The organism is Stenotrophomonas sp. 22LJNL06-5-1 (genome assembly GCF_056861455.1).
Map to the genome: position 1 here is coordinate 1 of NZ_JBSPUE010000014.1, position 24,708 is coordinate 24,708.

Here is a 24,708-nt window from a genome sequence, read left to right on the forward strand (position 1 = left end):
GGCGGACCGCCTCGTCCCTCATGCCCTGAGTGATCTGTTTTGCCATGGGTCTACCTCGATGCTCGAAATTGATCCTATCGAGTGTCCAAATTGATTAGACCACCGCAACCCGTCCATGGGGGCTCGATGGCGCCATCCATGGCGCCAACGGTCCTGCCAACCCACACCGCCCCACCTCAGACAGATTTCGCGCGACTGTTGGTAGGTGTCGACCTTGGTCGACACATCTGTCAGATATCGAATGAGTCATCCACGCATGACGTGGATCTACTGTGTCGACCAAGGTCGACACCTACCAGCGCAATACGCCGTTCCGACAGATCGCAGCCAACTGTCGAAGGCGGGGTGGGTCCGGTTGAGGGGGCGTGAGCCGCATGGATGCGGCGACCGAGCTTACATGGACGTACTTGCAGCGTCCCCCTCAACCGGACCCACCCCGCCAACCCACGGAATGCCAGCTTCTGCCGTTGCCCTTGCCTTGGCTTGAAGCCTCTGCGGGTGCAGGGCGCAGCCCTGCCAAGAGCCCCCCATTCAGGCAGGTAAGTGCAGGTCACAGGATAAGCAGACGCCTTGTTGCCTCCGCCAATCGGGTCCACATTCCTGTGCAGGAGACGGGCCACCGCCCGTTGTCGAGACAACAGGAGCCCTGCATGTCCGCTGCCCCCACTACCGCCATTTCCCGCGATCCGGCCACCGGCCAGCAGATCGCCAGCCATCCCTTCGCCAGCGACGCCGAACTGGAGGCCATCCTCGATCGCGGCCAGGTCGGCTTTGCGGCCTGGAGCGCCAAGAGCCTCGAACAGCGCGCAGACGTATTGCGTGCGATGGCCGCGGTACTGCGCCGCGACCGCGAAAAGCTGGCTGCGCTGGCTACCGCCGAAATGGGCAAGGTCCAGGCCGAATCCCTGGCCGAGATCGAGAAATGCGCCGTGCTGTGCGACTGGTACGCTGACAACGGTGCGCAGTTCCTGCGCGACGAACCGACCCAGGTGCCCGACGACAAGGCCTACGTGTCCTACCTGCCGCTGGGCGTGGTACTGGGCATCATGCCGTGGAACTTCCCGTACTGGCAGGTGATGCGCGCGGCGGTACCGATCCTGATGGGCGGCAACGGCTTCCTGCTGAAGCCGGCCGAGAACATCGTCGGTACCGCGCAGCTGCTCGACGCCGCCTGGCGGGATGCCGGTCTGCCCGAAGGCACCTTCATCGCCGCCAACATCAGCCGCGAGGGCACCAGCCGTGCCATTGCCGATGACCGCATCGCGGCGGTGACCCTGACTGGCAGCGTGGCCGCCGGCCGCAGCATTGCCGCCCAGGCCGGGCAGGCGCTGAAGAAGGTGGTGCTGGAACTGGGTGGCTCGGACCCGTTCATCGTGCTGGCCGACGCCGATCTGGACGCTGCGGTCGATGCGGCGGTGACCTCGCGTTTCCAGAACACCGGGCAGGTCTGCATCGCCGGCAAGCGCATCATTGTTGAAGACGCGGTCTACGACCGTTTCGTGGCGCAGTTCTGCCAGAAGGTGCAGGCGCTGACCATCGGTGATGGCCGTGAAGCGGGTAATCGCATTGGTCCGATGGCACGCCAGGACCTGCTGGAACAGCTCGACGCGCAGGTGCGCGCCTCGGTGGACGCGGGCGCAAAGCTGCTGGTCGGCGGCCATCAACTGGATCGCCCGGGCGCGTTCTACGCCCCCACCGTGCTGGCCGACGTGGAGCCGGGCATGCAGGCCTTCGATACCGAGACCTTCGGTCCGGTGGCCTCGATCAGCCGCGCCCGTGATGCCGATCATGCGGTGGAACTGGCCAACCAGAGCGAGTTCGGCCTCAGCGGCAACCTGTGGACCGGCGACCGCGCCCGTGCGATGCAGCTGGCGCGCCGGCTGCAGACCGGCGGCGTGTTCGTCAACGGTTTCTCGGCCTCCGACCCGCGCGTGCCGATCGGCGGCGTGAAGAAGAGCGGCTTCGGCCGTGAGCTCTCGCACTTCGGCATCCGCGAATTCGTCAACGCGCAGACGGTGTGGTTCGACAAGCGTTGACGCGCAGCTTCCATCCTTCCTGCAACGATCCATCATCAGTCCAGCGAAAAGGACGGCATTCCAATGTCCAAGGGTTCAGATCTGCTTGTCGCCGCGCTTGAGAACGAAGGCGTCGAGCGCATTTTCGGTATTCCCGGCGAAGAGAATCTCGACGTGGTCGAGTCGCTGCGCCATTCCAGCATCGAGCTGGTCATCACCCGTCACGAGCAGGCGGCCGTGTTCATGGCGGCCACCTATGGGCGCCTGACCGGCAAGCCCGGTGTGTGCCTGGCCACGCTTGGCCCGGGCGCGCTCAACTTCACCACCGGCGCCGCCTACGCGCTGCTCGGTGCGTGGCCGGTCATCATGATCACCGGCCAGAAGGGCATCGTCGCCAGCAAGCAGGCGCGCTTCCAGATCGTCGACATCGTCAGCACGATGAAGCCGCTGACCAAGCAGGCGCGGCAGATCGTCTCGGCGCGCACCATCCCGACGATCGTGCGCGAGGCGTTCCGTACCGCGCTGGAAGAGCGCCCGGGCCCGGTGCTGCTGGAGCTGCCCGAGGACATCGCCGCCGATGAAGTCGGGGAGGTGGCGCTGATTCCGCCGCACGCGGTGGATCGTCCCATTGCCAGTCCGCAAGCACTGGACCGCGCGGCGGAGATCATCCGCAACGCCAAACGCCCGCTGCTGATGATCGCTTCGGCGGCGTCACGGCCGCAGTCCAGCGAAGCGCTGTCGGCGTTCGTGCTGCGTGCCGGCATTCCGTTCTTCACCACGCAGATGGGCAAGGGCGCGGTGGCCGGTGGTTCGGGCCTGTACATGGGCACCGCCGCGCTGACCGAGCGTGACTACGTGCACATGGCGATCGACCAGGCCGACGTGATCGTGACCATCGGCCACGAGGTCACCGAGAAGCCGCCGTTCGTGATGCGCCCGGGTGGGCCGACCGTGATCCATATCGGCTACTCGCAGGCAGCGGTGGAGCAGGTGTACTTCCCGCAGGTGGAAGTGATCGGTGACATCGGTCGTTCGCTGACCCAGCTGGCCGACCGTATCGAAGGCGCGGTGCCGAATGCTGACGCGCTGCTGCCGCTGCGCGCGACCATTCTGGAACACCTGGCTGACCGAGCCGAGGAAGCTGGATTCACCCCGCAGCGGCTGGTGCACGATGTGCGCCAGGTGATGCCGCCGGACGGCATCGTGGCGCTGGACAACGGCATGTACAAGATCTGGTTTGCGCGCAATTACCGCACCCAGGTGGCCAATACGCTGCTGCTGGACAATGCGCTGGCGACCATGGGTGCGGGCCTGCCGTCGGCGATCATGGCTTCGATCCTGTACCCGCAGCGGCGGGTGCTGGCGGTGTGCGGCGATGGCGGATTCATGATGAACAGCCAGGAGCTGGAGACCGCGCGTCGGCTGGGCCTGAACCTGGTGGTGCTGATCCTCAATGACGGCGCCTACGGCATGATCCGCTGGAAGCAGGCGGTGGATGGCTTCACCGATTACGGCATGACCTTCAGCAACCCCGATTTCGTGAAGTATGCCGAGGCCTATGGCTGCAAGGGGCATGAGGTGACGGCCATCGAGCAGTTCATCCCGACGCTGGAGGCGGCGTTCAACGAGGGTGGGGTGCACCTGGTGTCGGTGCCGATCGATTACTCGGAGAACCAGCGGGTGCTGGTGGACGAGCTGCGGCAGGCGTTTCCCGGGAACGGGTGACACCGGGCCAGGCGCTGATGTGGGTGTCGACCTTGGTCGACACACGGATCGCCAACCAAGGTTGGCGGCCATCCGGGCGGGCCCGGCCCAAGGCCGGGGCGGGGCGGTTTTGGTATGCTGGGCAACCGGCTGTGCCGGGTGCAACATCCCCCCTCACTACACGATTCCCGCAGATCCATGAGCGAAGCTACCGATACCCCCCCCGTTGACGAAAACAAGTTGATCGCCGAGCGCCGCGAGAAACTCAAAACGCTGCGTGGGCAGGGCATCGCGTACCCGAACGACTTCCGTCGCGAGGACTTCGCCGGCCGCCTGCAGGACGAGTTCGCTGATGCCGAACGGTGGACCGCCGAGGCCCTGGAAGGTAACGGCCGCCAGGTGAAGATGGCCGGCCGCCTGATGGCCAAGCGCATCATGGGCAAGGCCAGTTTCGCGCAGATCCAGGACGAGTCCGGCCGCATCCAGCTGTTCCTGCAGGGCACGGTGCTGGGCGATGCCTATACCGCCTTCAAGGGCTGGGACGTGGGCGATATCATCGCCGTCGAAGGCGGCCTGACCCGTACCAAGACCGGCGAGCTGTCGGTCAAGGCCGAATCGATCCGCCTGCTGACCAAGTCGCTGCGCCCGCTGCCGGACAAGTGGCATGGCCTGGCCGACGTCGAGCAGCGTTACCGCCAGCGTTACGTCGACCTGATCGTGACCCCGGAGTCGCGCGCGGTGTTCATCAAGCGCTCGAAGATCATCCGCGCCATGCGCGCGTGGCTGGACAACCGCGACTTCCTGGAAGTCGAGACGCCGATGATGCATTACATCCCCGGCGGCGCAGCGGCCAAGCCGTTCACCACCCACCACAATGCGCTGGACCTGGACCTGTACCTGCGCGTGGCGCCGGAGCTGTACCTCAAGCGCCTGACCGTGGGTGGCCTGGAGCGTGTGTACGAGATCAACCGCAACTTCCGCAATGAAGGCGTCAGCACCCGCCACAACCCGGAATTCACCATGATGGAGCTGTACGAGGCCTACGCCACGTACAACGAGATCATGGACCTGACCGAAGGCGTCATCCGTGACGTGGCCACCACCGTCAACGGCGGCACCGAAGTGGAGTGGGACGGCGCGAAGATCGACCTGGGCCCGGCGTTCCGCCGCTGGCGCATGGACGAGGCGGTGCGTCACCACAATCCGGAAATCTCGGCCGCTGATTGCACCGACCGCGACGCGCTGCTGCGCCATTGCGAGCGCTTGAAGATCCGCGTCAAGCCGTCCTATGGCTGGGGCAAGCTGCTGCTGGAGATCTTCGAGGCCACTGTCGAACACACCCTGATCCAGCCGACCTTCATCACCGATCATCCGGTGGAAGTCTCGCCGCTGGCCCGCGCCAACGACAACGATCCGGGCTACACCGACCGCTTCGAGCTGTTCGTCAACGGCAAGGAGCTGGCCAACGGCTTCTCCGAGCTGAACGACCCGGAAGACCAGGCCCAGCGTTTCCAGGCCCAGGTGGCCGCGAAGGAAGGTGGCGACGACGAGGCCATGCACTACGACGCCGACTACATCCGTGCGCTGGAGTACGGCATGGCCCCGACCGGCGGCCTCGGCATCGGCGTCGATCGCCTGGTGATGCTGCTGACCGGCAGCAGCTCGATCCGTGACGTGCTGCTGTTCCCGTACATGCGTCCGGAGCAGTAAGTCGTCTTTTTGACTCCTGTTTGTGCGCGCCGTCGCGAAATGAGACGGCGCGATTGACGCCTCCCGCACTCGGCGTATCGTTAATGCACTACCTTGACGTCTGTTATGGCTTGATCGGCGCTAGGGGGAGTGCGCATTGTGGAGAGTCCGCTTCACAATGTGATGACGATCATGAACCGGGACGCATGACACGGGAGTCAGGCCGATGCAGGGTGCGAGCGTTCGCAGCGGCAGGGTATCCTCGCCTGCTGATGATCCAGCATGGTCGAGAAACCAGGCAGAGTACGCGTTGAACATCGTCATTGTTGACGACCAGACGTCCGCCCGGACGATGCTGCGTCACGTCATCGAGGACATCGCGCCCGAACTGAGCGTGTATGACTTCGGTGATCCGCTGACCGCATTGGCCTGGTGCGAGGCGCATCCGGTCGACCTGCTGCTGCTCGATTACCGCATGCCGGAGATGGACGGGCTGGAGTTCGCCCGCCGTTTCCGCCGCCTGCCCAAGCATCGCGACATTCCGGTGATCCTGATCACCGTGGTTGGCGACGAGCCGATCCGTCAGGCGGCGCTGGAAGCGGGGGTCATCGACTTCCTGGTCAAGCCCATCCGCCCGCGCGAACTGCGCGCACGCTGCTACAACCTGCTGCAGCTGCGCCAACAGACCGAGAACGTGAAGCAACGCGCGTTGTCGCTGGAGCAGCGCTTGCTGGCCAGCATGCACGAGGTCGAGGAGCGCGAACGCGAGACCCTGTCGCGATTGGCCCGTGCCATCGAGTTCCGTGATGCCGGCACCAGCGCCTATCTCGAGCGCATGGCGCGCGTGGCTGGGCTGATCGCCGAGCAGCTGGGCCTGCCCGAAGACGACGTGCGCCTGATCGAGATGGCGGCGCCGCTGCACGACATGGGCAAGATCGCCATTCCCGATGCGGTGCTGCTCAAGCAGGGCAAGCTCAACGACGAGGAGCTGGCGATCATGCGCCGGCACCCGCGCATCGGCCATGAGCTGCTCAGCGGCAGCCAGAACCGCTTCATCCAGGTTGGCGCGTTGATCGCGCTGCGCCACCACGAACGTTACGACGGCAGCGGCTACCCGGATGGGCTGGTCGGTGAGGCGATTCCGCTGGAAGCGCGCATCGTCGCCGTGGCCGATGTCTTCGACGCACTCATCTCACCCCGTCCGTACAAGGAAGCATGGACCATGGAAGCCACACTGGCCTATCTGTATGCCCAGCGTGGCCGCCTGTTCGATCCACGCTGCGTGGATGCGCTGATGCGCGGCCACCAGCAGTTGATGGATATCTGCGCCCAGCACTCGACGGCATCGACGCGACCGGGTGGGTGACATGCAGGACCTGTTCGCGCGCGTGAGGCGTCGGCTGGCGCAGCGTCCGGATTCCGAACATGGCCAGGCCATCGTGCGGGTGGTGCTGATCTCGCTGATTCTGGTCTATGTGCTGTTGTCCGGTGCCCGCCTGCACCGGCTGGATCAGTACCAGGGCGTGCTGGCAACGGTGCTGACCGGGCTGGGCCTGTCGCTGCTGCTGTTTGGCTGGCTGCTGTGGAAGCCTGAGCGCTCGGACCCGCGGCGGGTGGCCGGGATGCTGGCCGACTACGGCCTGATTGCGGTCGGCATGATCCAGATGGGTGAGCCGCTGGCGTGGGTGTATGCGGTGGTGATGTGGGTCACGGTGGGCAACGGCCTGCGCTTCGGGCCGCGTTACCTGGCCGCTGCCATCGTGCTGGCGATGGTCAGTTTCGGCACCACCGTGCTGTTGAGCCCTTACTGGCAGGCCAACCTGGGCCTGGCCATTTCCCTGTGGTTGGGGTTGCTGGCAGTACCGTTGTGCTGTTCCTCCCTGCTGCGCAGAAGGATGCGACATCCGACCATGGATACGACTCCCGCCGCTGGCTCCGACAAGCGCTCGCTGCTGGCCCGCTTCAAGCAGCGCCTGTCCGGGCGCGAGGACAGCGAGCACGCGCAGAACCTGATCCGCATCATCATCACGGCGCTGTTCATCGGCTATCTCGGCTGGCGCTCGCTGAGCGGTGGCGGTGAGGCGCTGACGGCGACGTGGCTGATCCTCGCCTTCGAGCTGACCATTTCCGCCGGCCTGCTGACCGCGATCCTGGTCAATCCGGGCGTGTCGCATGTGCGCCGCGTGATCGGCATGCTGACCGACTACACCTGCATGGCCTGGATCATGACGATCCAGGGCGAACCCGCGGCACCGCTGTATGCGGTGATGCTGTGGGTCACGATCGGCAACGGCATGCGCTACGGCAGCACCTACCTGCGCGTGGCCACGGCCATGGGCTGCCTGGCCTTCCTGTGCACGGTGATGCTGTCGCCGTACTGGCGCGGCCACGACTATCTGGGTTGGGGCCTGCTGCTGGGCCTGGGCGCGATTCCGCTGTACTTCGATTCGCTGCTGCATGCCTTGACCCGGGCGGTGGCCGAGGCGCGACAGGCAAACGAAGCCAAGAGCCGCTTCCTGGCCAACATGAGCCATGAGTTCCGCACGCCGTTGAACGGGCTGGCCGGCATGACCGAAGTGCTGGCCACCACCCGCCTGGACGACGAACAGCGCGAGTGCCTGAACACCATCCAGGCCTCGACCCGCAGCCTGCTGGCGCTGGTGGAAGAAGTGCTGGACATCTCCGCGATCGAAGCCGGCAAGGTGCGCGTGGAGTGGCACGAGTTCGCGCTGGCCGACGTGCTGCAGGCGATCAACCTGATCCTGACCCCGCAGACCCGCTCCAAATCGCTGGACTATCGCGTGCAGGTGGACGACAACGTGCCGCCTCGCCTGCTGGGGGATGCCGGGCATCTGCAGCAGATCCTGTTGAACCTGATGGGCAACGCGGTCAAGTTCACCGACAGTGGCTACGTGCATCTGCGCGTGTCCAGCCCCGATGCGCTGGGCAGCGAGCGGATGCGCCTGCGATTCGAGATCGTCGATACCGGCATCGGCGTGCCGGTGGCGTTGCGCGGGCGCTTGTTCAATGCCTTCGAGCAGGGCGATGTCGGCCTGGCCCGCCGCCATGAAGGCACCGGTCTGGGCACCGCCATTGCCAAGGGCCTGGTCGAGTCGATGGGCGGGCAGGTCGGGTATGCGCCGAACAACCCGCGCGGCAGCGTGTTCTGGGTCGAGATCACGCTGGACGTCGCAGACACCTCATCAGCCCCGGCGGTTCCGTCCGAGGTGGCTGAAGCCGGCAATGTCATCGCGTTCTCCAACCCCTTCCTGCGCCATCGTGCACGGGTGCGGAGCCTGCGGGTTCTGGTCGCCGACGACCACGAAGCCAATCGCATGGTGCTGCAGCGGTTGCTGGAGAAGGCCGGCCACAAGGTCACCTGCGTCAATGGCGGCGCCGAAGTGCTCGATGCGTTTGAGCAGGCCAGTTACGACGCAGCGATCGTCGACCTGCACATGCCCGGCATGAGCGGACTGGATCTGCTCAAGCAGTTGCGGGTGATGCAGGCCAGTGGCATGCCTTATGTTCCGGTCATGGTGCTGAGCGCGGACGTCACCCCCGAGTCCATCCTGCGTTGCGAGCAGGCCGGTGCCCGCGCCTTCCTTGCCAAGCCCGTGGTGGCCACCCGCCTGCTGGAAGTGCTGGCCGATGTCGCCGCGAACACCCGCGCCGAGTCCGGCATCCAGTCGGTGCCGGCATTGCCGGTCGGCGACGGCGTGCTCGATACCGCGGTGCTGGACGAGCTGGCGTCGCTGGGCATGGGCGATGGCTTCGAGCGCAAGTTCATCGACCAGTGCCTGGCGGACGTCGACGCGAGCATGGGCCAGCTGCAGGGCTGCGGCGAGCGCCAGGCCTGGGAGGATTTCCGCGAGCATGCACACGCGCTGCGCGGTGTGGCGAGCAACCTGGGGCTTGTCCAGGTTGCCGCCTCCAGTGGCGAAATCATGCGCATGGCGGACTGGCAGCTGAAGGGTGAATGGAGCGCCCGTCTCGGCAGCCTGGCGACCGCCCTGCGCAACGGCAGGCATGCGTTGGCTGCCCGTAGTGCGGGGGCACCGCACCGCGACGACAGCGAGCGCAGTCCGTCCTGACCCGCCGGACGATCAGGCCGGGTCGCCATTGCGCCGGGCCTGCGCCCGTACCAGCCGATCCATGGTGCGCAGGGACTTCTCGCCGAGTTGCATGGCGGTGTCCACCCAGATCTCGGTGATCCGCATCATTTCATGCAGCGGCACCATGGTGGCGATCTCGTTGACCTCACGCATCGCCGCCCAGGCGTGCGGAATGCGTCGGCTTTCCTTGATCACCTGTTCGACCGCGGCAACACCTTCGCCCACCGGCACCACGATGTCGACCAGGCCCATCTCCTTCAGTTGGCTGGCAGTGTAGAGGTTGCCTTCCAGCATGATCTTCTCGGCCAGGCGCGGGCTGATCCGCTGGCACAGGAAGGAGTAGGCGCCCATGCCCGGGAACAGGTCGAACAGCACCTCCGGCAGGCCCATCAACACGCCTTCCTCGGCGACGATGGTGTGGCAGCTGAGTGCGGCCTCGAAGCCGCCACCCAGTGCATTGCCCTGGACCAGGGCGATGCTGTGGGCACGGGTGCCCAGGCCAGCATGGAAGGCATGCACGCCGCGTACGCAGCGCTGGGCATAGTCGAGCAGGCGGGCGCGGTCGCCTTCGCGGATCAGGCGGCAGAACAGCTCAAGGTCGCCGCCCAGGTTGAACACGTCGCTGTCCGAGGCAAGAACGACATGGGGTGACAGGGCGTGCGAGGCGCTGAGGCGATCGCCCAGTTCGCGCTGGTAGTCGACGATGTCATCGACCAGGCGCGAGGCGAAGCACGGCCGGCCTGGCTGGTTGACCAGGTTGGCGTGCATGTGGATCCAGTAGACATCCCGCTCGGGCTCTTCGGTGATACGCAGGGTAGGGTGCTGCGAGGGACGGGTGATGATGGGGCGTACTGCGGACATGGGAGTTCTCCGTGTGACCGTCCGGCCAACCGCAGAGCGGACGGAGAGGAGTGAGGGGGCGGGCTGAACGTGCGGCGGCGACTGATTCTATGCACCCGTCGTGAACCGCCCGCAAGCGCTGTACCGGCCATGTTCCGGTAATAAAAAGACCCCGCCGTCTCCGGCGGGGTCCCTGTACTGTCCCGTTGCCCGGAAACCCTTACGGGGCGGGCGTATCACGCAGCTCGCGACGGAGAATCTTGCCGACATTGGTCTTCGGCAGCTCCTTTCGGAATTCTACGATTCTGGGGTGCTTGTAACCGGTCAGGTTTGCCCGTGCATGTTCCTTGACCATTTCCGCGGTCAGGTTCGGGTCCTTCTTCACGATCACGACCTTGACCACTTCGCCGGACTTCTCGTCCGGGACACCGACGGCAGCGACTTCCAGCACGCCCGGCATCATCGCGATGACGTCCTCGACCTCGTTCGGGTACACATTGAAGCCGGACACCAGGATCATGTCCTTCTTGCGGTCGACGATGTAGAAGAAGCCCTGTTCGTCCATCTTCGCCATGTCGCCGGTGTGCAGCCAGCCGTCGGCGTCGATGGCGGTGGCGGTTTCTTCCGGCCGCTGCCAGTAGCCCTTCATCACCTGTGGGCCCTTGATGCACAGCTCGCCCACTTCGCCCAGTGCCAGGATGTTGCCGTTGTCGTCCTTGATGCAGGCATCGGTGGACGGGATCGGCAGGCCGATGGCGCCGTTGTACTCGGGCAGGGTGAGCGGGTTGATGCAGGCTGCGGGGGAGGTCTCGGTCAGGCCATAGGCTTCGACCAGGGTCACGCCGGTGACCTTCTTCCAGCGTTCGGCCACGGCACGTTGCACCGCCATGCCGCCGCCCAGGGTGAACTTGACCGAAGAGAAGTCGATCTCGTCGAAGCCCGGGGTGTTGAGCAGGCCGTTGAACAGCGTGTTGACGCCGGTGATGGCGGTGAAGCGGGCGCCCTTGAGCTCCTTGACGAAGCCCTTCATGTCGCGCGGGTTGGTGATCAGGTGGTTGCAGCCGCCGAACTTCATGAAGACCAGGCCGTTCGCGGTCAACGCGAAGATGTGGTACAGCGGCAGGGCGGTGATGATCACTTCCTTGCCCGGCTCGATGCCCGAGGTGGACAGCCACGCCGACGCCTGCTGCATGTTGGCGATCAGGTTGCGGTTGGTCAGCATCGCGCCCTTGGCCACGCCGGTGGTACCGCCGGTGTACTGCAGGAAGGCGATGTCGTCGTGGTCGATCTCGACCGGCGGAAGCGCGTGGCGGCTGCCCAGCTTGAGCGCCTGCTTGAAGCGGACGGCGCCCTTGATGTGGTAGTTGGGCACCATCTTCTTGACGTACTTCAGCACGAAGTTGACGATCGCTCCCTTGGCGCCGAGCAGGTCGCCCAGGCCGGTGGTGACCACGTGCTTGACCGGCGTATCGGCGATGACCTGTTCGACGGTGTCGCCGAAGTTGTCGACCACCACCAGGGCACTGACGCCCGCGTCGACCAGCTGGTGCTTGAGTTCGCGCGCGGTGTACAGCGGGTTGACGTTGACCACGGTCAGGCCGGCGCGCAGCACGCCGAAGGTGGCCACTGGGTACTGCAGGCAGTTGGGCATCATCAGGGCGACGCGGTCACCCTTCTTGAGCTTGAGCTCACCCAGCAGGTAGGCGGCGAACTGGGTGACCAGCGCGTCCGTCTCACCGTAGGTGAGGACCTTGCCGAAGCTGGAGTAGGCGGGTCGGTCGCGGAATTTCGCGACGGAAGCGTCGAAGACCGAGGCGACCGAATGGAATTCGTTGACGTCGATTTCGGCGGGAACGCCTTTCGGATAGCTCTGCAGCCAGGGACGATCCAGACTCATATTCCCCCTCCAGGAATCGTGATGTTTTAGGTTACGGCCCTGAGCGTATCGACAATGGCCGTTCATTGCAGCATACCCCGCCGTAGGGAAAACGCGAAGAGGGGTTCGCGGAGGCTGCAACGGTAGGTGCCGACCTTGGTCGGCACGGGATTGCGAGGGGGCGCTGTGGAGACGTGCCCACCAAGGTGGGCACCTACCGGTTTGGGGTGTGAGTCCGTCGAAGGGGCGCTTGCGTCAGCCCTGCTTGCGCACCGGTGCACCGTTGGCCTTGTAGTACGGCGCGGTGCTGCGGGCCAGCGGGGTGCGGCCGCGGATCACGTCGGCCAGCTTCTCGGCCATCATGATGGTCGGCGCGTTGAGGTTGCCGGTCACCACCTGCGGCATGATCGAGGCATCGACGATGCGCAGGCCTTCCAGGCCGTGCACGCGACCCTGGCCGTCGACCACCGCCATCGGGTCATCGGCGTGGCCCATCTTGTTCGAGCACGACGGGTGGTAGGCGGTCTCGGCATGTTCGCGCACGAACGCATCGATCTGCGCATCGGTCTGCAGCGCGCTGCCCGGGGAAATCTCGCGGCCGCTGTACGGTGCCAGCGCCGGCTGCGCGAAGATCTCGCGGGTGATGCGGATCGCCGCGCGGAACTCGCGCCAGTCCTGGTCGTGCGACATGTAGTTGAACAGGATGCTCGGATGTTCGCGCGGATCCTTCGAGCGCACATGGATGCGGCCGCGGCTGGGCGAGCGCATCGAACCGACGTGCATCTGGAAGCTGTGCGCCTTGATCGGGTTGGAGCCGTTGTAATTGATCGCCACCGGCAGGAAGTGGTACTGCAGGTTCGGCCAGTCGAACTCGGCGTCGCTGCGGATGAAGCCACCGGCCTCGAACTGGTTGCTGGCGCCGATGCCGGTGCCCAGGAACAGCCACTCGGCACCGATGGCCGGCTGGTTGTACAGCTTCAGTGCCGGCGCCAGCGACACCGGCTTCTTGCACTCGTACTGCAGGTACATCTCCAGGTGGTCCTGCAGGTTGGCGCCGACGCCCGGCAGGTGGTGCACCAGGTCGATGTCCAGGCTGCGCAGCAGGTCGGCCGGGCCGACGCCCGAGCGCTGCAGGATCTGCGGCGAGGCGATGGCGCCGCCACACAGCAGCACTTCGCGGCGCGCGGTGGCACGCTGCGGCTGGTCGTTGTGCAGCCACTGCACGCCCACCGCACGCTTGCCCGAGAACAGGATGCGATCGGTCAGCGCGTGGGTGACGATGGTCAGGTTCGGGCGCGGCTTGGCCAGGTCCAGATAGCCACGCGCGGTGCTGGAGCGGCGACCCTTCGGCGTGACCGTGCGGTCCATCGGGCCGAAGCCTTCCTGCTGGTAGCCGTTGAGGTCGTCGGTGCGCGGGTAGCCGGCCTGTACACCAGCTTCGACCATCGCCGCGAACAGCTCGTTGTTGCCGGCCTTCGGCGTGGTCACGCGCAGCGGGCCTTCGCCACCGTGGTAGTCATTGGGGCCGATGTCACGGGTTTCGGCCTTGCGGAAGTACGGCAGGCAGTCCAAGTAGGTCCAGTCTTCCAGGCCCGGCATGCCGGCCCAGTTGTCGTAGTCCATCGCGTTGCCGCGGATGTAGCACATGCCGTTGATCAGCGACGAACCGCCCAGGCCCTTGCCGCGGCCGCAATCCATGCGGCGGTTGTTCATGAAGGGCTCGGGATCGGTCTTGTACGCCCAGTTGTAGCGCTTGCCCTGCAGCGGGAAGGCCAGTGCCGCCGGCATCTGGGTACGGAAGTCGAGCCGGTAGTCCGGGCCACCGGCTTCCAGCAGCAGCACGCTGACATCGGCATCTTCGGTGAGGCGGGTGGCCAGCACGTTGCCGGCCGAACCGGCGCCGATGATGATGTAGTCGTACTCGTTATGGGTGCTCATGGGTGTCTCCTGCAGGCCGGGGCGCGCTGCATGCAGGCGTCCCGGCGGAATGTCGGATCGGCGCGGTGGCCGGACGAGGGGGCGTGCTCGGGGCGCGCCGGTCAGAACACGCTGGCGTAGTCGCCCAGTTCCACCTGCACCGACTTGATGCGGGTGTAGTGGCCGAGGGTCGAGATGCCGTTTTCGCGGCCTACGCCGGATTCCTTGTAGCCACCGACCGGCATTTCGGCCGGCGACTCACCCCAGGTGTTGATCCAGCAGATGCCGGCTTCCAGGCGGTGGATGATGCGGTGGGCGCGGCTGACGTCCTTGCTGACCACGCCGGCGGCGAGGCCGAAGGTGGTGTCGTTGGCGCGACGCACCACTTCGTCTTCGTCGTCGTAGGCGAGGATGCTCATCACCGGCCCGAAGATCTCTTCCCGGACAATCGTCATGTCATCGCGGCAGTCGGAGAACACGGTCGGCAGCACGTAGGCGCCGTTGGCCAGCGCGCCTTCGGTGGCACGGCCGCCGCCGGTCAGCAGGCGGGCACCTTCGGCCTTGCCGCTTTCGATGTAGCGCAGCACGTTTTCCATGTGCGGGAAGCTGGTAAGCGGGCCGAAGTTGGTCTCGGCGGCCATCGGGTCGCCGATGCGGATGCGCTTGACGCGCTCGACAACGGCGGCCTCGAACGCGGCCAGCATGCTGCGCGGCACGAACACGCGGGTGCCGTTGGTGCAGACCTGGCCGGAGCTGAAGAAGTTGGCCATCACCGCGATGTCGGCGGCGCGGTCGAGGTCGGCGTCATCACAGATCACCAGCGGCGACTTGCCGCCCAGCTCCATGGTTACTTCCTTCAGCGACGAGGACGCGGCGCTGGCCATGACCTTCTTGCCGGTGGCGACGCCACCGGTGAAGGAGATCTTCTCGATCACCGGGTGCTCGGTCAGCCACTGGCCGATCTCGCGGCCCGGACCCTGCACGACATTGAACACGCCGGCCGGCACGCCGGCTTCGGTGTAGATCTCGGCCAGCCGGATCGCGGTCAGCGGGGTCACTTCCGACGGCTTGAATACCATGGCGTTGCCAGCGGCCAGGGCCGGGGCCGACTTCCACATGGCGATCTGGATCGGGTAGTTCCAGGCACCGATGCCGGCGACCACGCCCAGCGGCTCGCGGCGGGTGTAGAAGAAGCTCGACTCGCGCAGCGGCAGCTGGATGCCTTCGATGGCGGTGGCCAGGCCGGCGTAGTACTCGACCACGTCGGCGCCGGTGACGATGTCCACGGTGGTGGTTTCGGCCAGTGCCTTGCCGGTGTCCAGGGTTTCCAGGTGCGCCAGTTCGTCGTTGCGCTCGCGCAGGATCTCGACGGCGCGGCGCAGGATGCGCGAACGCTCCATGGCAGTCATCGCGGCCCACACCTTCTGGCCTTCGGCTGCGCTCTGCACGGCGCGCTCGACGTCGGCCTGGCTGGCGACCTGCACTTCAGCGATCACTTCACCGGTGGCCGGGTTGACGGATTTGAAGGTCTTGCCGCTGGTGGCATCGACGCGCTGGCCGTGGATGTAGAGCTGTTGGACGGGCAGGGTGGTCATGGGGCGTACTCCTTGGAAGGGGGCGGGTGCTGAAGCGCTTATAGCGCGACAGCCTGCAACTGGAAGTCGATATAGCCGTAAGCGATGCGCCGGGACTTCTCGGCATTGAACTGGCCGCCGACCAAGCTGCCGCGCAGCCACAGGCCGTCGATCATCGCGGCCAGGCCGCGGGCGGCCAGGCGGGCCTGCGGGTGGGGCAGCAGGCGGTTGAACTGGTGGCACAGGTTGGAGAACAGGCGCTGGTCGTTGGCGCGCTGCAGCCGGGCCAGTTCCGGCTGGTGCATGCTGGCGGCCCAGAAGGTGAGCCAGACACGCATGGCGGTGCCGTTGATCTGGCTGTCGTCGAAGTTGCCATCGACGATGGCGCGCAGTTGCTCGCGCGGGTCGTCGCTGGCGTCGGCGCGGTAGCGGGCGACCGCTTCCTTCAGCTCGCGCAAGATCTGCCGCATTGCAGCATTGAGCAGGCCGTCCTTGTCGCCGAAGTAGTGGGCGACGATGCCGCTGGACAGCCCTGCCTTCTTGGCGATGGTGGCGACGGTCGCATCGGCCATGCCGATCTCGTCGATGGTCTGGAAAGTGGCCCGGATCAGCTGCTCGCGCCGTACCAGTTCCACGCCTTTCTTCGGCATTGTCTCTCCACGGATTGCGACCCGAAGGATCGGGCTGCCCGCCATTATGCTTTTTATTGATTGAACGTTCAATCAATAAACCCTAGGATGCGCTCGCGCCCCACGCCATGGGCCCGGTTTACCGGTCCGGCCCCGCCCATGTGCTCCCTCGGACTTGATGAGACGACCCCATGTCTTCCCTGGCTCATCCCAAGCGTTCGCCCCTGCGCTTGAACCGTTTTGTCTTCTTCAGCTCCTCGGTGTCGATCGGCATCCTCGGGCTGCTCACCGTTCTCTATCCCGAAGGCAGCGAGCACTGGCTGCAGTGGGCGCAGGCCGAAGTGTCGGCCGCGTTCGGCTGGTGGTACATGCTGCTGATCGTGCTGTGCCTGGGCTTCGTGCTGTGGCTGGCGTTCTCGCCGTATGGCCGCATCCGCCTGGGCCACAACGAGGAATCACCGGCCTTCGGCTACGTTGCCTGGGTCTCGATGCTGTTCTCGGCCGGCATCGGCATCGCGCTGCTGTACTACGGCGCCTACGAGCCGCTGGACCACTTCCTCAATCCGCCCGGGCAGCCCGGCGGCACTGTGGCCGCCGGCCGCGAGGCGATGGTGCTGACCTTCCTGCACTGGGGCCTGCACGGCTGGGCGCTGTATGCGCTGGTCGGCGTGGCGCTGGGCTATTTCGCGTACCGCCGCGACCTGCCGCTGGCGCTGCGCTCGGCGCTGTACCCGATCTTCGGTGAGCGCATCCATGGCCGCATCGGCGACATGGTGGATGGCTTCGGCATCCTGGCCACGCTGATCTCGATGGTGACCAACCTCGGCATCGGCGCGCTGGTGGTGCAGTCCGGCCTGGTCTACCTGTTCCACATTCCGGACACGCCGCAGGTGCTGGTGGCGATCGTGCTGGTGATGATGGTGGTGGCCACCATCGGCGTGGTTGCCGGTGTGGAGAAGGGCATTGCCTGGTTGTCCAACCTCAACGTGCGCCTGCTGTGCGGCCTGCTGCTGTTCGTGTTGGTCACCGGCCCGACCCTGCACCTGTTCGACGGCCTGATCCAGAACACCGGCGATTACCTTGGCGCGTTCGTGCGCAAGAGCTTCGACATGTACCTCAACGACCCGAAGGGCCGTGAGTGGATGGGTTCGTGGACGCTGTTCTACTGGGCCTGGTGGATTGCCTGGGCGCCGTTCGTCGGTCTTTTCGTGGCGCGCATCTCGCGTGGCCGCACCATCCGTGAAGTGATCATGGGCGTGCTGCTGATCCCGCTCGGCTTCACCCTGGCGTGGCTGTCGATCTTCGGCAACACCGCCATCGACCTGGTGCTCAACCATGGCCAGGCGATCCTGGGTGACGTGGCCCAGCACGATGCGGCGATGACGCTGTTCAAGCTGCTGGAATACCTGCCCGCCGCGCCGTACGTGGCCGGTGCCGCCGTGGTGATCGGCTTCGTGTTGTTCCTGACCCCGGTCGATTCGGGCACGCTGATGATCGCCAACCTGTGCACCCGTCGCGTTGACGATGGCGTGGAAGACGGCCATGACGCGCCGATCTGGCTGCGCGTGTTCTGGGCGGCGGGCATCACCGTGGCCAGCGTCGGCCTGCTGCTGGCCGGCAACTTCAGCGCGATGCAGACGGCGGTGGTGCTGTGCGGCCTGCCGTTCTCGTTCACTCTGGCGTTCTACATGTGGGGCCTGCTGAAGGCGCTGCGCACCGACCCGGATGCCCCGCGCCGGTGAGCGGGCACCTGGCGCCCATCCCGGTGCCGCCGGAGATGCAGTAGGGCCAGGCCATGCCTGGCTGCGGAGAAACAGGAAGGGCCGGATCCGCGAGGATCCGGCCCTTTTGTTGGGTAGTCGACTAGCAGTCGACTCTACCGAGAGCGGAACGTTACTTGCTGGCCAGCTGGCGCAGCACGTACTGCAGCAGGCCACCATGACGGAAGTACTCCACTTCCTTCGGGGTCAGCAGCATCACTGAAACCTCGAAGGTCTTCTTGGTGCCATCGGCCTTGGTCGCGGTGACCGTGGCGCGCTTGCTGGCACCGTCCTGCAGACCGGTCACGTCGATCACTTCCGAGCCGTCCAGGCCCAGGCTCTGCGCATTTTCGCCGTTGCGGAACTGCAACGGCAGCACGCCCATGCCGACCAGGTTGGAGCGGTGGATGCGCTCGAAGCTCTCGGCGATGACCGCCTTCACCCCCAGCAGCAGAGTGCCCTTGGCCGCCCAGTCACGCGACGAGCCGGTGCCGTACTCCTTGCCGGCCAGCACCACCAGCGGCACCTTGTCGGCCTTGTACTTCATGGCCGCATCGTAGATCGCCAGCTTCTCCGGCTGGCCGCCACCGGCCGGGTAGTACAGGGTGTTGCCGCCTTCCTCGCCACCGAACATCAGGTTCTTGATGCGGATGTTGGCGAACGTGCCGCGGACCATCACATCATCGTTGCCGCGGCGGCTGCCGTAACTGTTGAAGTCGGCCGGCTGCACGCCGCGCTCCTGCAGGAAGCGTCCTGCCGGCGAGTCCTTCTTGATGTTGCCGGCCGGGGAGATGTGGTCGGTGGTGATCGAATCGCCGAACAGGCCCATCACGCGCGCACCATGCACATCGTCGATGCTGCCGGTCTGCATGGTCATGCCATCGAAGTACGGCGGGTTCTTGATGTAGGTGGAGGCATCGCTCCACTCGTACAGGTTGCCGTCCGGTGAGGCGATGGTGTTCCAGCGGGTATCACCCTTGAACACATCGGCGTAGTTCTGCTTGAACATCTCCGGGCCGATGGTGGCGGCGATGACGTCGCCGATTTCCTTGTTGCTCGGCCAGATGTCGCGCAGGAACACCGGCTGGCCATCGCTGCCGGTACCCAGCGGCTGGGTGGTCAGGTCGATGTCGGTGGTGCCGGCGATGGCGTAGGCCACCACCAGCGGCGGACTGGCCAGGTAGTTCATCTTCACTTCGGGGTGCACGCGGCCCTCGAAGTTGCGGTTGCCGGACAGCACCGAGGTCACCACCAGATCGCCGGTGGCGATGCCGGCGCTGACTTCGGTCGGCAGTGGGCCGGAGTTGCCGATGCAGGTGGTGCAGCCGTAGCCGACCACGTAGAAGCCGATCTTCTCCAGCTCCTTCAGCACGCCGGCCTTTTCCAGGTAATCGGTGACCACGCGCGAGCCCGGCCCGAGCGAGGTCTTGACCCACGGCTGGCGGTTCAGGCCCTTGGCGGCGGCGTTGCGGGCCAGCAGGCCGGCACCGATCATCACCGCCGGGTTGGAGGTGTTGGTGCACGAGGTGATGGCGGCGATAACCACCGCGCCGTCCTTCAGACGTACCTTGCGGCCTTCGGTCTCGATATCGGCGTAGCCCTTGGCCAGCTGCTCGTTGCCGACCGCGGCACCGCCGCCTTCGTTGACGAACGAGGAGACATCGTCGCTGCGCTTGTCACGGTTGGCGGTCAGGCCGACCAGGGCTTCGCGGTAGTTCTTCTGCACGTCTTCCAGCAGCACGCGGTCCTGCGGGCGCTTCGGGCCGGCCAGCGACGGCTTCACCGTGCCCATGTCCAGTTCCAGCGTGGTGCTGTACTGCGCATGCGGGCTGTTGGCGTCGTGCCACAGGCCCTGCGCCTTGGCATAGGCTTCGACCAGATCGATCTGCTCTTCGCTGCGGCCGGACAGGCGCAGGTAGTTCAGCGACTCGGCATCGATCGGGAAGATGCCGCAGGTGGCGCCGTATTCCGGGGCCATGTTGCCGATGGTGGCGCGGTCGGCCAGCGGCAGGTGCTGCAGGCCGTCACCGTAGAACTCGACGAACTTGCCGACCACGCCCAGCTTGCGCAGCATCTGGGTAACGGTCAGCACCAGGTCGGTGGCGGTGGCGCCTTCGGGCAGCTTGCCGGTCAGCTTGAAGCCGACCACCTGCGGGATCAGCATCGACGACGGCTGGCCGAGCATGGCGGCCTCCGCTTCGATGCCGCCCACGCCCCAGCCCAGCACGCCGATGCCGTTGATCATGGTGGTGTGGCTGTCGGTGCCGAACACGGTGTCCGGGTAGGCCACCGCCTTGCCGTCCTTGTCCGCGGTCATCACCACGCGGGCCAGGTTCTCCAGGTTCACCTGGTGGACGATGCCGGTGTTCGGCGGCACCACCTTGAAGTTGTCGAAGGCCTTCTGGCCCCAGCGCAGGAAGCCGTAGCGTTCCTGATTGCGCTGGAATTCGATCTTGCCGTTGAGGTCCAGTGCGTCGGGCTTGCCGAACACGTCGACCTGCACCGAGTGGTCGATGACCAGTTCGGAGGGGATCTGCGGGTTGATCTGCTCCGGCGAGCCGCCGAGCTTGACCACCGCGTCGCGCATCGCGGCCAGGTCGACCACGCAGGGCACGCCGGTGAAGTCCTGCAGGACCACGCGCGCCGGCATGAAGGCGATCTCGGTGTCCGGTTCGGCCGCCGGATTCCAGCGGGCCACGGCTTCGATGTGGTCCTTGCCGACGGTGATGCCGCCATCCTCGTGCCGGAGCAGGTTCTCCAGCAGGATCTTCATCGAGTAGGGCAGGTGGGAGATATCGAAGCGCTGGCCCAGCGTGGGCAGGCTGAAGTAGTCGTAGGTCTTGCCGCCGACGTTCAGCTGGCTGCGGGTGGAGAACGAATCGCTCATGCGGGGTAACTCCTTCTTGCGGATGGCTTGCAGTGGCCCGCGCATGGGCGGACCTGCTTGCGGTCGCCGCGGGCCTGACGGCCCCCGGTGGTTCCAGTATGAACCCGAAACTGAATGGATTCACCCGGGCCGGGTTCCGGCCTGCGGCATCGGTTTCAGACTACAGGGGAAGGTGTATGGCGTATGTCACGTTTGTGGCCGATCCTTTGCGAGGCAAGGGCTGGCGGGGTGCCGGTCCTGTTCAGGGTGGAAGTATGCCCGGGGAAGTATGTATAATTTGTGCATACTCTGGAGGGCCTACCGATGGAAGCCACTGTTGCAGAACGCGGACAGATCACCCTGCCCAAGGCGGTGCGTGATGCCCTCGGCCTGACCAAGGGCACGCTGCTGAAGGTCGAGCTGGACGGCAGCCGCATCATCCTGCGCAAAAGTGTTGACGATGCCATTTCACGGGCGCGCGGCAAGTTCGCGCTGGACGGCTTCGAATCGTCCGACGCAGCGGTACGCGCGGTGCGTGACGAGGAATAAGCCGTGATGATCGCCGTCGATTCACCGGTGCTGGTGGAGCTGCTCAGCAATGGTCCGCAGGCCGATGCCGTGGAAGCCATCCTGCGGCAGAGCCTGGTTGGCGGCCGCGTGGTGGTGTGTGGCGCGACCCTGGCTGAAGTCTGCGCATCGCTGCGCGGCGGCGCCGAAGTGCTCGAAGCGCTGGAAGAAATGGGTGTGCACTTCAACCCGATGGAAGCCAAATCGGCCCTGCGCGCCGGTGAGATGCACCGCCGCCACCGCCAGCGCAGCAGCCGCCGCCGCAGCCTGGACGAATTCATGGTCGGCGCCCACGCACTGCTGCAGTGCGATGGCCTGATCACCTGGAACGACACGTTTTACCGCGACTACTTCAAGGGCCTGAAGCTGATCGTGCCGCAAGCCTGAGCCCATTTTTTTTCAACCTACGCATTACCCGGGAGTTGTCATGTTGGAAGCCTACCGCCACCACGTCGCCGAGCGCGCTGCGCTTGGCATCCCGCCGCTGCCGCTGAGCGCGCAGCAGACGGCCGATGTCATCGAACTGCTGAAGAACCCGCCGCAGGGCGAGGCCGAGTTCCTGCTCGACCTGCTGACCCACCGCGTGCCGGCCGGCGTCGATGACGCAGCCAAGGTCAAGGCCTCGTACCTGGCCGCGATCGCCCTGGGCAGCGAGCAGAACCCGCTGATCAGCCGCGAGCGCGCCACCGAACTGCTGGGCACCATGCTCGGCGGCTACAACGTCGCCCCGCTGGTGCAGCTGCTGGACGACGCCAGCGTCGGTACCATCGCCGCCAACGGTCTGAAGAAGACCCTGCTGGTGTTCGATGCCTTCCATGACGTGCAGGAGAAGGCCAAGGCCGGCAACGCCAACGCCCAGGCCGTGCTGCAGAGCTGGGCCGATGCCGAGTGGTTCACCAGCAACCCGGAAGTGCCGCAGAGCCTGACCGTCACCGTGTTCAAGGTGCCGGGCGAGACCAACACCGACGACCTGTCGCCGGCGCCGGACGCGACCACCCGCCCGGACATCCCGATGCACGCCCTGGCGATGCTGAAGAACAAGCGCGACGATGCGCCGTTCACCCCGGAAGAGGACGGCAAGCGCGGCCCGATCCAGCAGATCCTGTCGCTGAAGGACAAGGGCCACCTGGTCGCCTACGTCGGCGACGTGGTCGGCACCGGTTCCTCGCGCAAGTCGGCCACCAACAGCGTGCTGTGGTGGACCGGCGATGACATTCCGTTCATCCCGAACAAGCGTGCCGGTGGCGTCTGCCTGGGTTCGAAGATCGCCCCGATCTTCTACAACACCATGGAAGATGCCGGCGCACTGCCGATCGAGCTGGATGTGTCGAAGATGGAGCACGGCGATGTGGTCGAGCTGCGTCCGTACGAAGGCAAGGCGCTGAAGAACGGCGAAGTGATCGCCGAGTTCCAGGTCAAGTCCGAAGTGCTGTTCGACGAAGTGCGTGCCGGTGGCCGCATTCCGCTGATCATCGGCCGCGGCCTGACCGGCAAGGCGCGCGAAGCGCTGGGCCTGGCCCCGACCGATCTGTTCCGCCTGCCGGTGCAGCCGGTCGACACCGGCAAGGGCTTCTCGCTGGCGCAGAAGATGGTCGGCCGCGCCTGTGGCCTGCCGGAAGGCCAGGGCATGCGCCCGGGCACCTACTGCGAACCGAAGATGACCTCGGTCGGCTCGCAGGACACCACCGGCCCGATGACCCGTGACGAGCTGAAGGACCTGGCTTGCCTGGGCTTCTCGGCCGACCTGGTGATGCAGTCGTTCTGCCACACCGCCGCCTACCCGAAGCCGGTGGACGTGAAGACCCACCACACCCTGCCGGAGTTCATCTCCACCCGCGGCGGCGTCTCGCTGCGCCCGGGCGACGGCGTGATCCACAGCTGGCTCAACCGCATGCTGCTGCCGGACACCGTCGGCACCGGTGGTGACTCGCACACCCGTTTCCCGGTGGGCATTTCGTTCCCGGCCGGTTCGGGCCTGGTCGCCTTCGCCGCTGCCACCGGCGTGATGCCGCTGGACATGCCGGAGTCGGTGCTGGTGCGCTTCAAGGGCAAGATGCAGCCGGGCGTGACCCTGCGTGACCTGGTCAACGCGATCCCGCTGTACGCGATCAAGTCGGGCCTGCTGACCGTGGCCAAGGCTGGCAAGAAGAACATCTTCTCCGGCCGCATCCTGGAAATCGAAGGCCTGCCGGAGCTGAAGGTCGAACAGGCGTTCGAACTGTCCGACGCCTCGGCAGAACGTTCGGCGGCCGGTTGCTCGGTGCGCCTGAACAAGGAACCGATCATCGAGTACCTGACCAGCAACATCACCCTGCTGAAGTGGATGATTGCCGAGGGTTACCAGGATCCGCGTTCGCTGCAGCGCCGTATCGAGAAGATGGAAGCGTGGCTGGCCAACCCGGAGCTGCTGGAGCCGGACGCCGACGCCGAGTACGCCGCCGTCATCGAGATCGACCTGGCCGACATCCACGAGCCGATCGTGGCCTGCCCGAACGACCCGGACGACGTGAAGACCCTGTCCGAAGTGGCCGGCGCCAAGATCGACGAAGTGTTCATCGGTTCGTGCATGACCAACATCGGTCACTTCCGTGCGGCTGCCAAGCTGCTGGAAGGCAAGCGTGACCTGCCGACCCGCCTGTGGGTGGCCCCGCCGACCAAGATGGATGCCTCGGAGCTGACCAAGGAAGGCGTGTACGGTACCTTCGGCGCCACCGGCGCACGCATGGAAATGCCGGGCTGCTCGCTGTGCATGGGCAACCAGGCGCAGATCCGTGAAGGCTCCACCGCGATGTCGACCTCGACCCGCAACTTCCCGAACCGCCTGGGCCGCAACACCAACGTGTACCTGGGTTCGGCCGAACTGGCCGCGATCTGCTCGCGTCTGGGCCGCATCCCGACCAAGGAAGAGTACATGGCTGATGTCGGCGTGATCGCCGCCAGCGGCGCGGAGATCTACCGCTACATGAACTTCGACCAGATCGAGGAATACCAGGACGTGGCCAAGACGGTCGCTGCCTGAGGGTAGTGCCGGCCGCTGGCCGGCAACCCGTTGGAATGAAAAACCCCCGGTGAGAGCCGGGGGTTTTTGTGTAGGCAGGTCCAGCCAATCCGAATGCTTCTGATCCAATCTACCTCATTCTTTCAGGAGCGTAGACTTGG

15 protein-coding genes are annotated in these 24,708 nt (G+C 65.7%); 9 read left to right on the forward strand and 6 right to left on the reverse strand.

The features are described 5' to 3' along the window. Positions 1–650: 650 nt before the first annotated feature. From AC13GF_RS20745 to AC13GF_RS20765, 5 genes are all read left to right on the forward strand, one after another. On the forward strand, positions 651–2,036 hold the full coding sequence (locus AC13GF_RS20745) for an NAD-dependent succinate-semialdehyde dehydrogenase (protein ID WP_483005832.1): 1,386 nt from the start codon (positions 651–653) through the stop codon (positions 2,034–2,036). Between the two features lie 63 nt (positions 2,037–2,099). Continuing rightward, positions 2,100–3,740: an acetolactate synthase large subunit gene (locus tag AC13GF_RS20750; RefSeq protein WP_483005833.1), complete on the forward strand. Its 1,641-nt coding sequence runs from the start codon at positions 2,100–2,102 to the stop codon at positions 3,738–3,740. Positions 3,741–3,917: 177 nt separating this feature from the next. Beyond that, complete coding sequence (lysS, locus tag AC13GF_RS20755; protein WP_483005834.1) at positions 3,918–5,429, forward strand: lysine--tRNA ligase; 1,512 nt, start codon at positions 3,918–3,920, stop codon at positions 5,427–5,429. 205 nt (positions 5,430–5,634) lie between these two features. Then, complete coding sequence (gene rpfG, locus AC13GF_RS20760) at positions 5,635–6,774, forward strand: cyclic di-GMP phosphodiesterase response regulator RpfG (protein ID WP_006364528.1); 1,140 nt, start codon at positions 5,635–5,637, stop codon at positions 6,772–6,774. A 1-nt stretch (position 6,775) separates the two neighbouring features. Further along, the gene (locus AC13GF_RS20765; protein WP_483005835.1) at positions 6,776–9,499 is read left to right on the forward strand and encodes a response regulator; all 2,724 of its coding nucleotides are present in this window, start codon (positions 6,776–6,778) and stop codon (positions 9,497–9,499) included. Positions 9,500–9,511: 12 nt separating this feature from the next. Here the strand turns inward: AC13GF_RS20765 and rpfF are convergent, their stop codons facing one another. From rpfF to betI, 5 genes are all read right to left on the reverse strand, one after another. Next, positions 9,512–10,381, reverse strand: coding sequence for a diffusible signal factor synthase RpfF (gene rpfF / locus AC13GF_RS20770; protein WP_012480080.1), 870 nt, complete (start codon positions 10,379–10,381; stop codon positions 9,512–9,514). Positions 10,382–10,580: 199 nt separating this feature from the next. Next, complete coding sequence (locus AC13GF_RS20775) at positions 10,581–12,257, reverse strand: long-chain fatty acid--CoA ligase (RefSeq protein WP_483005836.1); 1,677 nt, start codon at positions 12,255–12,257, stop codon at positions 10,581–10,583. Between the two features lie 234 nt (positions 12,258–12,491). Next, complete coding sequence (betA, locus tag AC13GF_RS20780; RefSeq protein ID WP_483005837.1) at positions 12,492–14,174, reverse strand: choline dehydrogenase; 1,683 nt, start codon at positions 14,172–14,174, stop codon at positions 12,492–12,494. Between the two features lie 101 nt (positions 14,175–14,275). Then, positions 14,276–15,748 (reverse strand): betaine-aldehyde dehydrogenase, encoded by a 1,473-nt coding sequence (gene betB, locus AC13GF_RS20785; RefSeq protein WP_053449653.1) that lies wholly within the window; start codon positions 15,746–15,748, stop codon positions 14,276–14,278. Between the two features lie 38 nt (positions 15,749–15,786). Next, the gene (gene betI / locus AC13GF_RS20790; protein WP_483005838.1) at positions 15,787–16,377 is read right to left on the reverse strand and encodes a transcriptional regulator BetI; all 591 of its coding nucleotides are present in this window, start codon (positions 16,375–16,377) and stop codon (positions 15,787–15,789) included. Between the two features lie 170 nt (positions 16,378–16,547). Here betI and AC13GF_RS20795 point away from each other — a divergent pair, with 170 nt between their 5' ends. Then, the gene (locus tag AC13GF_RS20795; protein ID WP_014037077.1) at positions 16,548–18,098 is read left to right on the forward strand and encodes a BCCT family transporter; all 1,551 of its coding nucleotides are present in this window, start codon (positions 16,548–16,550) and stop codon (positions 18,096–18,098) included. A 151-nt stretch (positions 18,099–18,249) separates the two neighbouring features. Here the strand turns inward: AC13GF_RS20795 and acnA are convergent, their stop codons facing one another. Next, on the reverse strand, positions 18,250–21,003 hold the full coding sequence (gene acnA / locus AC13GF_RS20800) for an aconitate hydratase AcnA (RefSeq protein WP_483005839.1): 2,754 nt from the start codon (positions 21,001–21,003) through the stop codon (positions 18,250–18,252). A gap of 303 nt (positions 21,004–21,306) precedes the next feature. On the opposite strand from acnA, the gene AC13GF_RS20805 reads away from it, so the two are divergent. From AC13GF_RS20805 to acnB, 3 genes are read left to right on the forward strand one after another with little or no spacing between them, the layout of a single operon-like run. Then, entirely contained in the window at positions 21,307–21,531 is a 225-nt protein-coding gene (locus AC13GF_RS20805) for an AbrB/MazE/SpoVT family DNA-binding domain-containing protein (RefSeq protein WP_005409505.1), read from the forward strand. A 6-nt stretch (positions 21,532–21,537) separates the two neighbouring features. After that, the gene (locus AC13GF_RS20810; protein ID WP_483005840.1) at positions 21,538–21,936 is read left to right on the forward strand and encodes a type II toxin-antitoxin system VapC family toxin; all 399 of its coding nucleotides are present in this window, start codon (positions 21,538–21,540) and stop codon (positions 21,934–21,936) included. A gap of 40 nt (positions 21,937–21,976) precedes the next feature. Further along, complete coding sequence (acnB, locus tag AC13GF_RS20815; RefSeq protein WP_049458028.1) at positions 21,977–24,568, forward strand: bifunctional aconitate hydratase 2/2-methylisocitrate dehydratase; 2,592 nt, start codon at positions 21,977–21,979, stop codon at positions 24,566–24,568. The last annotated feature ends 140 nt before the right edge of the window (positions 24,569–24,708 follow it).

What these genes read in the sequence shown, in the direction of transcription:
- AC13GF_RS20745 (WP_483005832.1), top strand. Translation starts at nt 651, where the DNA reads ATGTCCGCTGCCCCCACTACCGCCATTTCCCGCGATCCGGCCACCGGC.
- AC13GF_RS20750 (WP_483005833.1), top strand. Translation starts at nt 2,100, where the DNA reads ATGTCCAAGGGTTCAGATCTGCTTGTCGCCGCGCTTGAGAACGAAGGC.
- lysS (WP_483005834.1), top strand. Translation starts at nt 3,918, where the DNA reads ATGAGCGAAGCTACCGATACCCCCCCCGTTGACGAAAACAAGTTGATC.
- rpfG (WP_006364528.1), top strand. Translation starts at nt 5,635, where the DNA reads ATGCAGGGTGCGAGCGTTCGCAGCGGCAGGGTATCCTCGCCTGCTGAT.
- AC13GF_RS20765 (WP_483005835.1), top strand. Translation starts at nt 6,776, where the DNA reads ATGCAGGACCTGTTCGCGCGCGTGAGGCGTCGGCTGGCGCAGCGTCCG.
- rpfF (WP_012480080.1), bottom strand. Translation starts at nt 10,381, where the DNA reads ATGTCCGCAGTACGCCCCATCATCACCCGTCCCTCGCAGCACCCTACC.
- AC13GF_RS20775 (WP_483005836.1), bottom strand. Translation starts at nt 12,257, where the DNA reads ATGAGTCTGGATCGTCCCTGGCTGCAGAGCTATCCGAAAGGCGTTCCC.
- betA (WP_483005837.1), bottom strand. Translation starts at nt 14,174, where the DNA reads ATGAGCACCCATAACGAGTACGACTACATCATCATCGGCGCCGGTTCG.
- betB (WP_053449653.1), bottom strand. Translation starts at nt 15,748, where the DNA reads ATGACCACCCTGCCCGTCCAACAGCTCTACATCCACGGCCAGCGCGTC.
- betI (WP_483005838.1), bottom strand. Translation starts at nt 16,377, where the DNA reads ATGCCGAAGAAAGGCGTGGAACTGGTACGGCGCGAGCAGCTGATCCGG.
- AC13GF_RS20795 (WP_014037077.1), top strand. Translation starts at nt 16,548, where the DNA reads ATGTCTTCCCTGGCTCATCCCAAGCGTTCGCCCCTGCGCTTGAACCGT.
- acnA (WP_483005839.1), bottom strand. Translation starts at nt 21,003, where the DNA reads ATGAGCGATTCGTTCTCCACCCGCAGCCAGCTGAACGTCGGCGGCAAG.
- AC13GF_RS20805 (WP_005409505.1), top strand. Translation starts at nt 21,307, where the DNA reads ATGGAAGCCACTGTTGCAGAACGCGGACAGATCACCCTGCCCAAGGCG.
- AC13GF_RS20810 (WP_483005840.1), top strand. Translation starts at nt 21,538, where the DNA reads ATGATCGCCGTCGATTCACCGGTGCTGGTGGAGCTGCTCAGCAATGGT.
- acnB (WP_049458028.1), top strand. Translation starts at nt 21,977, where the DNA reads ATGTTGGAAGCCTACCGCCACCACGTCGCCGAGCGCGCTGCGCTTGGC.